We start from the raw sequence: 14517 nt of genomic DNA, 5'->3' as shown, positions 1-14517 counted from the left end.
CTGAACCCTATTTCATCCGTACACGAGGATCGATCACATGACACAACTGAACATCGCGGCGGGTACCGCCGACACGAGCGCCGACAGCAATCCGAACCCCGCCGCCGCTGAAGCGAAGCCGCTCGCGCGCTGGCGCGTCGCCGATATCGTCGCGCTGTACGAACTGCCGTTCAACGACCTGCTGTTCCGCGCACAGCAAACGCACCGCGAGCATTTCGACGCGAACGCCGTGCAACTGTCGACGCTGCTGTCGATCAAGACCGGTGGCTGCGAGGAAGATTGCGCGTACTGTCCGCAGTCGGTGCATCACGACACGGGCCTCGCCGCCGACAAGCTGATGGCCGTCGACGACGTGCTCGCCGCCGCCCAGGTTGCCAAACGGAACGGCGCGACGCGCTTCTGCATGGGCGCCGCGTGGCGCAATCCGAAGGACCGTCACCTCGAACCGATCAAGGACATGATTCGCGGCGTGAAGGCAATGGGCCTCGAAACCTGCGTGACGCTCGGCATGCTCGAAACGCACCAGGCCCAAGCGCTGCGCGACGCGGGCCTTGACTACTACAACCACAACCTCGATACGTCGCCCGAGTTCTACGGCCAGATCATTTCGACGCGCACCTATCAGGACCGTCTCGACACGCTCGAACGCGTGCGCGACGCGGGCATCAACGTGTGCTGCGGCGGCATCGTCGGCATGGGCGAATCGCGCCGCGAGCGCGCGGGGCTGATCGCGCAGCTCGCCAACATGGAGCCGTATCCGGAATCGGTGCCGATCAACAATCTCGTGCAGGTGCAAGGCACGCCACTCACCGGCACCGAAGCGATCGATCCGTTCGAGTTCGTGCGCACGATCGCGATTGCGCGCATCACGATGCCGCGCGCGATGGTGCGTCTGTCGGCAGGCCGCGAGCAGATGGACGAAGCCTTGCAGGCGATGTGCTTCCTCGCCGGCGCGAATTCGATTTTCTACGGCGACCAGTTGCTGACGACGAGCAACCCGCAAGCCGAAGCCGATCGCAAGCTGCTCGCGCGTCTCGGCATTCGCGCCGAGGCCGCGCAGCAGATGCCGGTCGAACAGAGCGGTTGCGAGCATGGCTGTGCGCAGGGTCATGAGGAGCATGCGGCGCCGAACTGAGCCGCTGAATCGTTGCGCCTCGCAGCGCCTTTGTACCGCCTGGCCGCATACGCCGGGCGTGCGTGCATGAAACAAGGCTGCCTCGTTTCGCGAGGCAGCCTTTTTCTTTTGACGCGAAACCCGGTGCTGACGTCCAGCGCACGATGATCCGATCGAACCTGCCGCCATCGGCACGATGAAAAACCGTGGCCGCCCATGCGCGGCGCGAAGCGCTCACACGAACGCGTGCTGCGCGGCCTCGAACGTCTCTTCGCGAAAGCGCAGCGGCGCCGCGCAATGCACGAGCGTATCGACGAAGTACTTCGCGCGCGGCCACGGCCCGAAGCCGGCCGCCGTGTTGATATGCCCCGCATCGCCGAGATTGACGAACGCGCTGCCTAAACGCTGCGCGAGATCGCGCGCATCGGCGAGCGGCATCCACGGATCGGTTTCGCTGCCGATCAGAATAGACGGCACGCCGATACGCCGCGCCTCGAACGGTCCCGCGAACGCGAATTTGCGCGGACTCGCGGGCGCGACGAACAGCACGCCGGCCACCTCGTTCGCGAGCGCGCTCTGCTGCAACGCCTGCGCGGTCGCGAGGCAGCCGAAGCTATGCGCGGCCAGCACGAACGGCCCGCGTTCGCGCGCGAGCAGATCGCGCAACGACTTCGCCCATCGCGCGATATCGGGCGCATCCCAGTTGGCCTGCTCGACGCGCAGCGAGCGCGCGAACTGCCGCTCCAGCCACGTCTGCCAATGCGCGCCTTCGCTGCCATGCAGACCGGGCACGGTGACGAGCCGTGGCGGCCATGTCGATCGGGTGCATGAAAACATGGAGATGCCTCGCTGCGGGAATCCGGGCAATCATTGTCATGCCGCGCGGCGCGCGGGCGAACCAAGTTTTTGTGCTTTGGTTATCGGGGTAAGGGGGAACATGGGGAAATGGGGGAATGGCAAAATCCGGCGAAACCCGGCCAAACCCCGCCACGCCATGCGCCAACGAGGGCAAACCTGTGCGAACGCGCGCAATCCGCGTCGAAAAAGTAGAATGAGGCCTATCCATCACGGGAGGAGACCCGATGCCGCACGCGTCGTCCCATGCGCTTCAACCGCCGCCGTCCTTGCCGCCATGCCGGCTTGCCGCGGCGGCGGTCCGCCCCGCTCCCGCGGGCCTCGGCCCGGATACCTCCGCAGCCCCCACCACGAACGCGTTCCGGACCGTATGAAAATCCTCTTCTACATGCCGCATGCCGATGCCGCCGCCTGGCTGCGCAATCTCGCGCGTGCGCTGCCCGCCGCCGAATTGCGCGAGTGGCAGCCGGGCGATACGGAGCCGGCCGACTTCGCGATCGTGTGGCGTCCGCCGCGCGAGATGCTGGCCGGGCGCGATACGCTGCGCGCGATCTTCAATCTCGGCGCGGGCGTCGATGCGATCCTCGCGCTCGAACGCGAGCATCCAGGCACCCTGCCGCGCAACGCATCGCTGATCCGCCTCGAAGACACCGGCATGGCCGCGCAGATGGCCGAATACGTGACGCACGCGGTGCTGCGCTATCAGCGCCGCTTCGACGAATATCAGGTGCTGCAAAACGAGCGGCGCTGGCAGGTACTCGCGCCGCATCCGCTTGAGAGCTTCACGGTCGGCATACTCGGACTCGGCGTGCTCGGCACGCACGTCGCGCGAACCCTCGCGTCATTCGGCCTGCCGGTGCGCGGCTATAGCCGCAGCGCGAAGCAGATCGACGGCATCGCGACATTCGCGGGCGATACGCAGTTCGACGCCTTCCTCGACGGCGTGAAGGTGCTCGTGAATCTGCTGCCGCACACGCCCGACACCGAGAGCGTGCTGAACGCGCGCAACTTCGCGAAGCTCGCGCACGGCGCGTATCTGATCAACATCGCGCGCGGCGCGCACCTGGTCGAGGCGGATCTGCTCGACGCGCTCGCGAGCGGTCAGCTTGCCGCCGCCACGCTCGACGTGTTCCGCGAAGAACCGCTGCCCGCCGCTCATCCGTTCTGGCGCGAGCCGCGCATCACGATCACGCCGCACATCTCGGCGCTGACGTTGCGCGAGGAAGGCATCGCGCAGATCGCGCTCAAGATCGATGCATTGACGCGCGGCGAGCCGGTCAGCGGCGTGGTGAATCTGGCGCGCGGGTACTGAGGCCGGGCGCGCGAGGCGAGGCGAAGCGCATCGGCCTGAACGACAGCAACGCCGCAAGCAACGGCGGCCCCCATCTCAGATGGGACCTAGATGGGATCGCAATAAACGCAAGGGATCGGAGACAGATCATGGCCTTACCCAAGCAGGTGAAAATCGTCGAAGTCGGTCCGCGCGACGGGCTGCAGAACGAAAAGGAATTCGTGCCCACCGCGACGAAGATCGAACTGATCGACCGTCTCTCGGCGGCCGGGTTCGTCAACGTCGAGGCGGCGTCGTTCGTGTCGCCGAAATGGGTGCCGCAGATGGCCGACGGCGCCGACGTGATGGCCGGCATCGAGCGCCGTCCCGGTACGATCTACTCGGTGCTGACACCGAATCTGCGCGGCTTCGAAGGCGCCGTCGCCGCGCGTGCCGACGAGATCGTGATCTTCGGCGCGGCAAGCGAAGCGTTTTCGCAGAAGAACATCAATTGCAGCATCGCCGAAAGCATCGAGCGCTTCGTGCCGGTCGCCCAGGCCGCGAAGGAGCACGGCCTGCGCATTCGCGGCAGCGTGTCGTGCGCGCTCGGCTGCCCGTATCAGGGCGACGTGCCGGTGGCTTCCGTCGTCGACGTGGTGCAGCGCTTCGCGGCGCTCGGCTGCGACGAGATCGATATCGCCGACACGATCGGCGTCGGCACCGCGGAGCGCACGCGCGAAGTGTTCCAGGCAGTCACCGAGGTGTTTCCGCGCGAGCATCTGTCGGGGCACTTCCACGATACCTATGGCCAGGCGCTCGCCAACATCTACGCGGCGCTCCTCGAAGGCATCGAGATTTTCCATGCGTCGGTCGCGGGGCTCGGCGGCTGTCCGTATGCGAAGGGCGCGACCGGCAACGTCGCGACCGAAGACGTGCTGTATCTGATGAACGGCCTCGGCATCGAAACCGGCATCGATCTCGCGCAAGTGGTCGCCATCGGCGATTTCATTTCGAACGCGATCGGCCGGCCCAACGTGTCGCGCGCCGGCAAGGCGCTGCTCGCGAAGGCGCGCAGCGAAGCGAATACCTGCGCGTAACGAACGAATAATCGCGCGCCTCACCCGTATCGTCACATCTCAATCAGGATCACCCACGATGAGCGACCTCGCCCCCTTCGACTCCGACGATCTCGCCGCGCTGCCCGACTCGGCGCGCCGCGTCGCGCTGCTGCTGCGCGAACGCGGTCACGCGGGCCGGATCGTGATGTTGCCGGAAACCGGCAAGACTTCTGCCGAAGCCGCCGCTGGACTCGGCTGCGCGGTCGCGCAGATCGCCAAGTCGATCCTGTTTCGCCGCCGCGAGGACGACGCGCCCGTGCTCGTGATCGCGAGCGGCGCGAATCGCGTCGACGAACGGAAGGTGGCCGCGCAAGTCGGCGAAATCGGCCGCGCGGATGCAAAGTTCGTCCGCGAAAAAACCGGCTATGCGATTGGCGGCGTCTGTCCGGTCGGCCATGCCACGGAGCCGGTCACGCTGATCGACGCCGATCTGCTCGCGCTCGACAGCCTGTGGGCCGCCGCCGGCCATCCGCATGCGGTGTTCAACCTGACCGCACAGGAGCTGGTCGCGCTGACGGGCGCGCCGGTCGTCGACGTCGCGCTGCGCGAAACGGCCTGAGCACCGCGATGACGACGACGAGCGGCAGCGGCTACGAGCACCTGAACGACGACGGCTCGGTGCCGTCGCCGTGCATCAGCGTGTGCAGGATGGATGCGGCGACGGGCTGGTGCGAAGGCTGCCTGCGCACGATCGACGAAATCGCCGGCTGGTCGATCTTCGACGACGACGCGAAACGCGCGGTGTGGGACGCGATCGAAGCGCGTCACGCGGAGTTCATGGCGAAGCACACGAAGGAGCGGCCATGAACGCGCCGCGTGTCGTCACGCTGGGCGAGACGTTCAGCTCGACGGTCTCGTTCCCGGCGGATTCGATCAAGTCGTTTTCGCGGCTCGTCAACGATCTGAACCCGCTGCATCTCGACGAAGCGTATGCGGCGCAAAGCCGCTTCGGCGGGCTGATCGCCTCGGGCACGCAGCCCACCGCGTATTTCATGGCGCTGCTCGCGACGCATTTCTCGACCTACGCGCAGCCGCTCGGCCTCGAGTTCGACATCAAGCTGAAAAAAGCGGTGCATGTGCACGACACGCTGACGCTCACCTGGCGCGTGCGCGACGCTCACTGGAAGCCGAGCCTGAACGGCGATCTGACCTGTCTCGAAGGCTCGGCCGTCAATCAGCATGGCGAACTGATGTTGACCGGCACGTCGACGATTCTGGTCATGCCTAAACTCACCGAGTCCGCCGAACAGGTGGATGGCGGGCCCGCGCCATCATGATCGCGCTGCCCGCCTCGATGCGCGTGTTCGAGCGCGGCTGGCTGTCGTCGAACAACGTGCTGCTCGTCGACGACGCCTGCACCGCGCTCGTCGACACCGGCTATGCGACGCACGCGCCGCAAACCGTCGCGCTGGTACGCTCGGCCCTGAAAACACGGCCGCTCGACCTGATCGTCAACACCCATCTGCATTCGGACCACTGCGGCGGCAACGCGCTATTGCAGGCGACATGGCCGTGCCGCACGCTGATTCCAGCATCGGAAGCGAGCGCGGTGCGCGAATGGGACGAAGCCCGCTTGAGCTTTCGCGCCACCGGTCAGACCTGCGAGCGCTTCGGCTTCACCGGAACGATCGCGCCCGGCGCACAGTTGCGGCTCGGCGCGCTCGACTGGCAGGTGCTCGGCGCGCCCGGTCACGATCCGCATTCGCTGATGCTGTATTGCGCCGACGAACGCATCCTGATCAGTGCCGACGCGCTCTGGGAAAACGGCTTCGGCGTGATCTTTCCCGAGCTCGAAGGCGAGAGCGGCTTCGCCGAACAGCAGGCGGTGCTCGATACGATCTCGACGCTCGACGTGCGCGTCGTGATTCCGGGCCATGGCGCGCCGTTCACGCATGTCGAACAGGCGCTGGAACGCGCGTTTTCGCGCATCGCGTGGCTGCGCGCCGATCCCGCGCGCAATGCACGCAATGCGCTGAAGGTGCTGATCGTGTTCAAGCTGCTCGAAGTGCGCGAGATGAGCTTCGACGCGCTGCTGCGCATGACCGGCGAGGCGGCCGCAATGCGCGCCGCCGCGTCGCTGCTGAAGCCGAGCAGTGAATGGCCCGCGTTGCTGCGAGGCATGATCGAGGAACTGGCGGCCCACCAGGGGCCGCTCGCGGTGGATGGCGCGCGCATCGTCGCGCGGCGTTAAGGCGTTAAGGCGTTAAGGCGTTAAGGCACTGAGGCACTGAGGCACTGAGACGCTGAGGCGAACCGGCCGCCCAAACCGTCCCCACAAAAAGAAAGCCGCTCGACGAAGCGAGCGGCGGAACTTCTGTTGGACGTGATCAGCGTCGGTACGAATAATACGCGTGCTGTTTTTTGCAACGCATCGGTGATTTCCCTACAGAAATTTGACGGCGTGTTTCAAAAGCGCATACACGGCCGGTTGCAAAGCGGCGGCAGGCGCCTGAGTCCGTGCGATTGGCCCGCTCATATGAACAATGACAGGCGCGTGTTACTCCGGAATCCGTAGCATTTTCGTTTGCGGCGTGGCATTCATCAAACCGTCAAACCAGCGCATCGTCACGTCGAAGACCAACGCTTGCGCGGCACGATCCGCCAGCCGAGATTGACGCCGGCCGCCGCAATCAGAATCAGCGCCGCGCCGAGCACCTGAATCCACGCGAGCGTTTGCCCGAACGCGAACCGATCGACGATGATCGCCACCACCGGATAGATGAACGACAGCGCCCCCGTCATCGACGTCGGCAGCTTCTGGATCGCGCCGTACAGCAGCACGTACATGAGCCCCGTGTGCACGACGCCGAGCACAACCAGTTCGAGCCACTGCGCGCCGCTTGCCGGCAGCGCATCGAAGCGCACGAACGGCGCAAGCAGCAGCACGCCGAGCGCCACCTGGAGCAGCGCGATCAGATGCGGCGGCGTGCCCTTCAAGCGCTTCGTGATGATCGACGACACCGCGTACATCGCCGCCGCGCCGACCGCATACGCGACGCCGACCAGATACTGCCCCGGCACCGCGAGCACGGCCGGCTCGACCTTCACGACGAACACGAGGCCGACGAAGGCGACCGCGAGCCACGCCATCGTCGAGGCGCTGATGCGTTCGCGAAACACGAGCGCGCCGAGTGCGACCAGCATGAACGGCTGCGTGTTGTAGACGGCCGTCGCCATCGAAATCGACGCGCGCGAATACGCGGCGAACAGCAGCACCCAGTTGATGACGATCGCGACGCCGCCGAAGAGCGCGAGGCCGAGCATCTTCCACGAGAACAGCTCGCGCCGGAAAAGACCGAGCACCGCACAAACGAGCGCGAGCGTCGCGCCGCCGAAGAGGCAGCGAAAAAACACCACGTTGAAAGGACTTTGCTGCGACGACACCACGAGCCAGCCGATGGTGCCCGACATCAGCATCGCCATGCTCATCTCCGCCGCGCCGCGGCGGATCTCGCTGGAACGCTTGTCTGAAGCCATGATTCGATCCCGTCGATACCTGCATGCGGGCAGTGTAATCAATCCGCCGGCGCCAATACATGGCTAAACTTAAGCGTTGCGGCGATTTCACCGCTTAAACGAAGGTCATCATGAGCAAACGCCTTGCTTCGGCGGCCCCGGTCGCGCTCGACGCAACCGACCGCCTGCTGCTGGCCGCGCTCGCGCAGGACGCGCGCCAGCCGGTCAGCGAACTCGCGCGCCAGGTCGGCCTATCGGCGCCCAGCACGGCCGAACGCGTGCGGCGGCTCGAAGCGCAGGGCGTGATCGGGCGCTTCACGGTGCAGATCGATCCGCGCGCGCTCGGCTACACGCTGCAGGCGATCGTGCGCGTGAAGCCTCTGCCCGGTCAGCTGCATCTGGTGGAAGACGTGATCCGGCGCATTCCGGAATTCGTCGAATGCGACAAGGTGACCGGCGACGATTGCTTCATCTGCCGCCTTTATCTGCATTCGATCGAACAGCTCGACGAGATTCTCGCGAAGGTCACCGAGCGCGCGGAGACGAGCACGGCGATCGTCAAATCGACGCCGGTCGCGCGACGCCTGCCGCCGCTCGATTGAGGGGAGTGGGCCCAAGCCCGAACGAAGCGCGCTACTGCTCGACCGCCTCGAAGAACGACAGCATCTCGGCGACCAGTTCGCCCGGCGCTTCCTCGGGCAGATAGTGCCCGCAGGCCAGCGCGCGGCCGCTCACGTCGCGCGCGACGTGCCGCCATTCAGCGAGCGCGTCGAAACATTTCTCGATCACGCCCTTGTCGCCCCACAGCACGCGCAGCGGACAGCCGATCTTGTTGCCGCGCTCGATGTCGGCACGATCGTGTTCGAGGTCGATGCTGGCCGACGCGCGATAGTCCTCGCACATCGCATGCACCGCGCCCGGTTGCGCGAGCGCGGCGCGATAGGCGTCGAGCGCGGCGGGCGCGAACGGCGCGAAGCCCGCGTGACGGCCGCCCATCACCGCATCGACATAGGCGGCCGGATTCGCGCCGATCAGCGTTTCGGGCAGCGGCTCGGGCTGGATCAGGAAGAACCAGTGGAAATAGTGCGTCGCGAACGTGCGGTCGGTGGCTTCGTACATCGCGAGCGTCGGCGCGATGTCGAGCAGCATCAGACGCTCGACCGCGTCCGCGTGATCGAGCGCCATGCGATGCGCGACGCGCGCGCCGCGATCGTGCGCGCAGACGAGAAAGCGCTCGAAGCCGAAGTGGCGCATCACCGCGACCTGGTCGGCGGCCATCGTGCGTTTCGAGTACGGCGTGTGCGCGGCATCGCTCGGCGGTTTGCCCGATGCGCCATAGCCACGCAGGTCGGTGGCGATCACGGTGAAATGTTGCGCGAGCGGCGCGGCACAGCGCTCCCAGATCAGATGCGACTGCGGATGGCCGTGCAGCAGCAGCAGAGGCGGTCCCGCGCCGCCCTTCACTCCGAAAATATCGACATCGCCCACGGCGACGCGAAAGGGCGTGAAATTCTCGAAGGCCATGGCGTCTCTTGGTCGTTTGAGGGTGTCAGCATTGTAGAAGCCCGTCATGTCCGCGCGAGGTGGGTTAACCCACGCAAACATAGAACCTGAACACTCCTTCGAACTGTTCCGCACGCGCGGGCCGCGCCGGGGCCATGGGCTTCACCTATAATCGCACGATCGTTCTTAAATTTTTGGGTGGCTTTGGGCGACCGCACCGTGGTTCAGCCTCGAAGGCGGTCGACGCCGCGGCAAGCAGAGATACCGCCTGGGCATCGACGCGGCGCAGGCCGGGTGCCGCTACACTCATCGAAGACACAGGAGACTCCCATCATGGCATTGCCCGCCGTTCTGCAAAATCTCGCGCTGCCCGTCGTCGCCTCGCCGATGTTCATCGTCAGCTATCCCGAACTGGTGCTGGCCCAGTGCAAGGCTGGCATCGTCGGCTCGTTCCCGGCCCTCAACGCGCGCCCGGCCGAACTGCTCGACGAATGGCTCACGCAAATCCAGGCGCAGCTCGCCGAACACAAGGCGGCCAACCCCGCGGCGATCATCGGGCCGATCGCCGTCAATCAGATCGTCCATCAGTCCAATACGCGGCTCGAACACGACGTGCGCGTGTGCGTCGAGCACAAGGTGCCGATCTTCATCACGAGCCTGCGCGCGCCGGCGCGCGAGATCGTCGACGCGGTGCACAGCTATGGCGGCATCGTGCTGCACGACGTGATCAACCTGCGGCATGCGCAGAAGGCGCTCGAAGCCGGCGTCGACGGTTTGATTCTGGTTGCCTCGGGCGCGGGTGGCCATGCGGGCACGACCTCGCCGTTCGCGCTGGTCGGCGAAGTGCGGCGCATTTTCGACGGCCCGATCGTGCTGTCGGGTTCGATCGCGAACGGCGGCTCGATTCTCGCCGCCCAGGCGATGGGCGCAGACCTTGCATACATGGGCACGCGCTTCATCGCGACCCAGGAAGCGCACGCGGTCGACAGCTACAAGCAGGCTATCGTCAACGCCAGCGCTTCGGACATCATCTACACGAACCTCTTTACCGGCGTGCACGGCAACTACATCCGCGAGAGCATTCTGAACGCGGGACTCGACCCGGACGCGCTGCCCGAATCGGACAAGACCAAGATGAACTTCGGCAGCGACAAGGCAAAGGCATGGAAGGACATCTGGGGCGCGGGCCAGGGCGTCGGCCTGATGGACGACGTGCCGAACGTCGGCGAACTCGTGCAGCGCCTGAAGCAGGAATACGACGACGCGAAGGCGCGGCTCGGTATCGTTCGCTGAGCGCGCCCGCCGCTCACCCGCATCCGTTACTGCGCGCCACGCGCCTCATGCCGGTATCGAAGCTCGCGCAACACTCGAAGCGAAGCGGCAAGCCCGCCGCTTCGAGCCGCGCGCCTACATGTTGCGCCGATACTGCCCGCCCACCTCGAACAGCGCGCGCGTGATCTGCCCGAGCGAACACACGCGCACCACCTCCATCAGCACCGCGAACACGTTGCCGTCGTCGATCACCGCGCGCTTCAGGCGTTCGAGCGCTTCAGGCGCGGTGTCGCGATGGCGCGCCTGGAACGCGCGCAGCCGCTGCAACTGACTCTGCTTTTCCGCATCGGTGGAACGCGCCAGCACGATCGGCCGCGGCGCTTCATGCGGATGCGCGCTCAGAAACGTGTTCACGCCGACGATCGGATACGAGCCGTCATGCTTGCGATGCTCGTACAGCATCGACTCGTCCTGGATGCGTCCACGCTGATAGCCGGTTTCCATCGCACCGAGCACGCCGCCGCGCTCGGTCAGCCGCTCGAACTCGGCCAGCACCGCTGCCTCGACGAGGTCGGTCAGCTCGTCGATCACGAAGCTGCCCTGGTGCGGATTCTGGTTCTTCGCGAGCCCCCATTCGCGATTGATGATGAGCTGGATCGCGACCGCGCGGCGCACCGAATCCTCGGTCGGCGTCGTGATTGCTTCGTCGAACGCATTCGTATGCAGCGAGTTGCAGTTGTCGTAGATCGCGATCAGCGCCTGCAGCGTCGTGCGGATGTCGTTGAAGTCGACCTCCTGCGCGTGCAGGCTGCGGCCCGAGGTCTGCACGTGATACTTGAGCTTCTGGCTGCGCTCGTTCGCGCCGTAGCGCTCGCGCATCGCTACCGCCCAGATGCGTCGCGCGACGCGGCCAAGCACCGTGTACTCCGGGTCCATGCCGTTCGAGAAGAAGAACGACAGATTCGGCGCGAAGTCGTCGATCGACATGCCGCGCGCGAGATACGCCTCGACGTACGTGAAGCCGTTCGCGAGCGTATAGGCGAGCTGCGAGATCGGGTTCGCACCGGCCTCGGCGATGTGGTAGCCGGAGATCGACACCGAATAGAAATTGCGCACGCCGTGCTCGACGAAATACGCCTGGATGTCGCCCATCACTTTCAGGCTGAACTCGGTCGAGAAGATGCAGGTGTTCTGCCCCTGGTCTTCCTTGAGGATGTCGGCCTGCACGGTGCCGCGCACGTTTTCGAGCGCAACGCGGCGCGTTGCCGCGAGTTCGCTTTCGCTGAGCGGGCGGCCTTGCTCCGCTTCCTTGCGTGCAATCTGCTGGTCGATCGCAACATTGAAGAACATCGCGAGGATCGTCGGCGCGGGGCCGTTGATCGTCATCGAGACCGAGGTTTCCGGCGAGCACAGATCGAAGCCGTCGTAGAGCGTCTTCATGTCGTCGAACGTCGCGACCGATACGCCCGAATTGCCGACCTTGCCGTAGATATCGGGGCGCTCGTGCGGCTCCTCGCCGTAGAGCGTCACGGAGTCGAACGCGGTCGATAGCCGTTTGGCCGGCATCCCTTCGGAGAGCAGCTTGAAGCGGCGGTTCGTGCGCTGCGGATCGCCCTCGCCCGCGAACATGCGGGTCGGGTCTTCGTTCTCGCGGCGAAACGGAAACACGCCGGCCGTGAACGGGAAATAGCCAGGCAGATTGTCGAGCAGCAGCCAGCGCAGAATCTCGCCGTGATCGGCGAATTTCGGCAGCGAGACTTTGCGGACTGGCAAGCCCGAGAGCGTCGTCACCGTGAGTGCGGTGCGGATTTCGCGCTCGCGAATGCGCACGACGTGTTCGTCGCCGGAATAGGCGGCGACGATTTGCGGCCAGGTGTCGAGCAGTTGGCGCTCGCGTTTGCCGAGCGCGACACTGCGTTGGTCGATCAGGGCATCGAGGGAGGAGAGCAACGGGTTGGATTGGGTCGCATCGAGGCTTGCGTTCGAGCTTGCGTGCGCTCGCGTATCGGACGATTCGTTGTCGGCAGCCTGCACCGCGTTTGCATCGCTCCGCGCATTGGCGTTCATATCCACGCCTGAACTGGCGGTCCCCGTCGCCACCATCGCCGTGCTCGCCCACGCCTGTGCTGCCACTCCTGCTTCGCCAAGCATCCGGCGCGTCTCGACCAGTTGCCAGCGTTCGCGTGCGATACGCGCCTGCGCGTCGGCACGCTCGCGGTAAGCGCGCAGCGTCCCGGCGATATCGGCCAGATAACGCACTCGCGCAGACGGCACGATCGCATGCAGGTTGCTCGAACAGCGCGCACCGTCGGGCGCGCCGAGCCGTCCGCCGCCCTCGCGCAAACCATGACGGCGCAGCGCCTCGGCGATATGCCGGTACAGCGCGGTCACGCCGTCGTCATTGAAACGCGACGCGATCGTGCCGAACACCGGCATCGCGCCCGGCGGCGTCGCGAAGTCGGCGCGGTTGCGCTGCACCTGTTTCGCGACGTCGCGCAGCGCGTCCTGCGCACCCTTGCGGTCGAACTTGTTGATCGCGACGAAGCTCGCGAAGTCGAGCATGTCGATCTTTTCGAGCTGGCTCGCCGCGCCGAACTCGGGCGTCATCACGTACAGCGACTCGTCGACGAACGGCACGATCGCCGCATCGCCCTGACCGATCCCGGACGTCTCGACGACGATCAGATCGAAGCGCGCCGCCTTACACAGCATCAGCGCGGCGGGCAGCGCATCGGAAAGCTCGCTCGACGCCTCGCGCGTCGCCATCGAGCGCATATAGACGCGCGCGCCGCCGCCCCAATCGCCGATCGCGTTCATGCGGATGCGGTCGCCGAGCAAGGCACCGCCCGATTTGCGGCGCGACGGGTCGATCGCGAGCACGGCGATGGTCAGCGCGTCGCCGTAGTCGAGCCGGAAGCGGCGGATCAGCTCGTCGGTCAGCGACGATTTGCCCGCGCCGCCCGTGCCGGTGATGCCGAGCACGGGCACGTAGGCCGCATCGGCCAGCGATCGCAGTTGGTCTCGCGCGGGAGCGTCGGCGCTGGCGGATTCGAACGCGCTGATCAGTTGGGCGAGGCGGCGGAAGACGGGAGTGGTGGAGTCGGTGGAGTCGGCGCAGCGCGTGCTCGCGCGCGCCGCTTCGCACGGCCGGCTCGCTCCGGCACCTTGCCCACCTTGCACGTCGTCTGCCTCGCGAATTGCCGGGGCGGCCTCGCTCGCCTCGGCTCGCCGCTCATCGATATGCGCCGTCTCCAGCGAACCAGAACCGCCGAAGCGCGGCAACGGCTGCGCGGCAAGCCCGGCGAGCCATTCGTCCACCGGCGCCGGCCGTGCCGCACCGGCCGCGCGCGCGCCTTCGACACAGCGCGCGATCATGTCGTCGATCATGCCTTGCAGACCGAGCCGCTGGCCGTCGTGCGGCGAGTAGATTTTCTCGACGCCGTCGCGTTCGAGCGCGGCGATTTCCTCGGGGACGATCACTCCGCCACCGCCGCCGAACACCTTGATACGCTCGCCGCCGCGCGCGCGCAACAGCTCGACGAGATAGCGGAAGTATTCGTTGTGGCCGCCCTGGTAGCTCGACACGGCGACGCCGTCGGCGTCCTCGTTGAGCGCGGCGGTCGCGACTTCATCGACGGAGCGGTTGTGGCCGAGGTGAATCACCTCGACGCCGCTCGCCTGCAGGATGCGTCGCATGATGTTGATCGACGCATCGTGGCCGTCGAACAGCGCGGCGGCGGTAACGAAGCGCAGCCGCCGGCCGGCGGGCAACGCGTGGCTGCCGGCGCGCCGCGGCGTGGACAGATCGGTCATGTCTCCCCCGGATCATGAGCTGACGGGTGCTGGCAACCAGTATAGCCAAACGGGGTAAGGCGGCAGGAGCGCAGGCCCGGCGAGCGGTCCGGGGGCTTGGGCGGACGGTTCGGCGT

General features: G+C 66.2%; 13 protein-coding genes. 9 read left to right on the top strand and 4 right to left on the bottom strand.

Translation table 11 applies throughout. From position 1 onward, the window contains the following. Positions 1-37 precede the first annotated feature (37 nt). Positions 38-1135, top strand: a complete 1098-nt coding sequence (bioB, locus tag F3J20_RS05235) for a biotin synthase BioB (protein WP_167282304.1) — start codon at positions 38-40, stop codon at positions 1133-1135. 213 nt (positions 1136-1348) lie between these two features. Here the strand turns inward: bioB and F3J20_RS05230 are convergent, their stop codons facing one another. After that, positions 1349-1951, bottom strand: a complete 603-nt coding sequence (locus F3J20_RS05230) for an alpha/beta hydrolase (RefSeq protein WP_167282302.1) — start codon at positions 1949-1951, stop codon at positions 1349-1351. Between the two features lie 388 nt (positions 1952-2339). Between F3J20_RS05230 and F3J20_RS05225 the strand changes: the two genes are divergently transcribed. From F3J20_RS05225 to F3J20_RS05200, 6 genes are all read left to right on the top strand, one after another. Continuing rightward, entirely contained in the window at positions 2340-3281 is a 942-nt protein-coding gene (locus F3J20_RS05225) for a glyoxylate/hydroxypyruvate reductase A (protein ID WP_167282300.1), read from the top strand. 128 nt (positions 3282-3409) lie between these two features. Then, positions 3410-4336 (top strand): hydroxymethylglutaryl-CoA lyase, encoded by a 927-nt coding sequence (locus F3J20_RS05220; protein WP_167282298.1) that lies wholly within the window; start codon positions 3410-3412, stop codon positions 4334-4336. Positions 4337-4394: 58 nt separating this feature from the next. Further along, complete coding sequence (locus F3J20_RS05215) at positions 4395-4916, top strand: YbaK/EbsC family protein (protein ID WP_167282296.1); 522 nt, start codon at positions 4395-4397, stop codon at positions 4914-4916. Between the two features lie 8 nt (positions 4917-4924). After that, positions 4925-5164 (top strand): DUF1289 domain-containing protein, encoded by a 240-nt coding sequence (locus F3J20_RS05210; RefSeq protein ID WP_167042328.1) that lies wholly within the window; start codon positions 4925-4927, stop codon positions 5162-5164. After that, positions 5161-5634 carry a MaoC family dehydratase gene (locus tag F3J20_RS05205; RefSeq protein WP_167282294.1) on the top strand — a complete coding sequence of 158 codons (474 nt, stop codon included), beginning with the start codon at positions 5161-5163 and terminating at the stop codon, positions 5632-5634. Before F3J20_RS05210 ends, F3J20_RS05205 begins: the two co-directional genes overlap by 4 nt. After that, on the top strand, positions 5631-6548 hold the full coding sequence (locus F3J20_RS05200; RefSeq protein WP_167042324.1) for an MBL fold metallo-hydrolase: 918 nt from the start codon (positions 5631-5633) through the stop codon (positions 6546-6548). Before F3J20_RS05205 ends, F3J20_RS05200 begins: the two co-directional genes overlap by 4 nt. Positions 6549-6922: 374 nt before the next feature. On the opposite strand, the gene F3J20_RS05195 is transcribed toward F3J20_RS05200, so the two are convergent. Then, a complete protein-coding gene (locus F3J20_RS05195; protein WP_167042322.1) occupies positions 6923-7834 on the bottom strand; it encodes a DMT family transporter in 912 nt (303 codons plus the stop codon). A gap of 110 nt (positions 7835-7944) precedes the next feature. Between F3J20_RS05195 and F3J20_RS05190 the strand changes: the two genes are divergently transcribed. Then, entirely contained in the window at positions 7945-8415 is a 471-nt protein-coding gene (locus F3J20_RS05190) for an Lrp/AsnC family transcriptional regulator (RefSeq protein ID WP_167282292.1), read from the top strand. Between the two features lie 31 nt (positions 8416-8446). Here the strand turns inward: F3J20_RS05190 and F3J20_RS05185 are convergent, their stop codons facing one another. After that, positions 8447-9337: an alpha/beta hydrolase gene (locus tag F3J20_RS05185; protein ID WP_167282290.1), complete on the bottom strand. Its 891-nt coding sequence runs from the start codon at positions 9335-9337 to the stop codon at positions 8447-8449. A gap of 312 nt (positions 9338-9649) precedes the next feature. Here F3J20_RS05185 and F3J20_RS05180 point away from each other — a divergent pair, with 312 nt between their 5' ends. Continuing rightward, positions 9650-10609 (top strand): nitronate monooxygenase family protein, encoded by a 960-nt coding sequence (locus tag F3J20_RS05180; RefSeq protein WP_167042315.1) that lies wholly within the window; start codon positions 9650-9652, stop codon positions 10607-10609. Between the two features lie 114 nt (positions 10610-10723). Here the strand turns inward: F3J20_RS05180 and F3J20_RS05175 are convergent, their stop codons facing one another. Then, positions 10724-14401, bottom strand: coding sequence for a methylmalonyl-CoA mutase family protein (locus F3J20_RS05175; RefSeq protein ID WP_167282288.1), 3678 nt, complete (start codon positions 14399-14401; stop codon positions 10724-10726). Between the last annotated feature and the right edge of the window lie 116 nt (positions 14402-14517).

It is taken from the genome of Paraburkholderia sp. Cy-641 (genome assembly GCF_011752945.1).
Taxonomy (GTDB): domain Bacteria; phylum Pseudomonadota; class Gammaproteobacteria; order Burkholderiales; family Burkholderiaceae; genus Paraburkholderia.
Note: the sequence above shows the minus strand (reverse complement) of the source record. Positions and strands in the feature narration are given on the sequence as shown.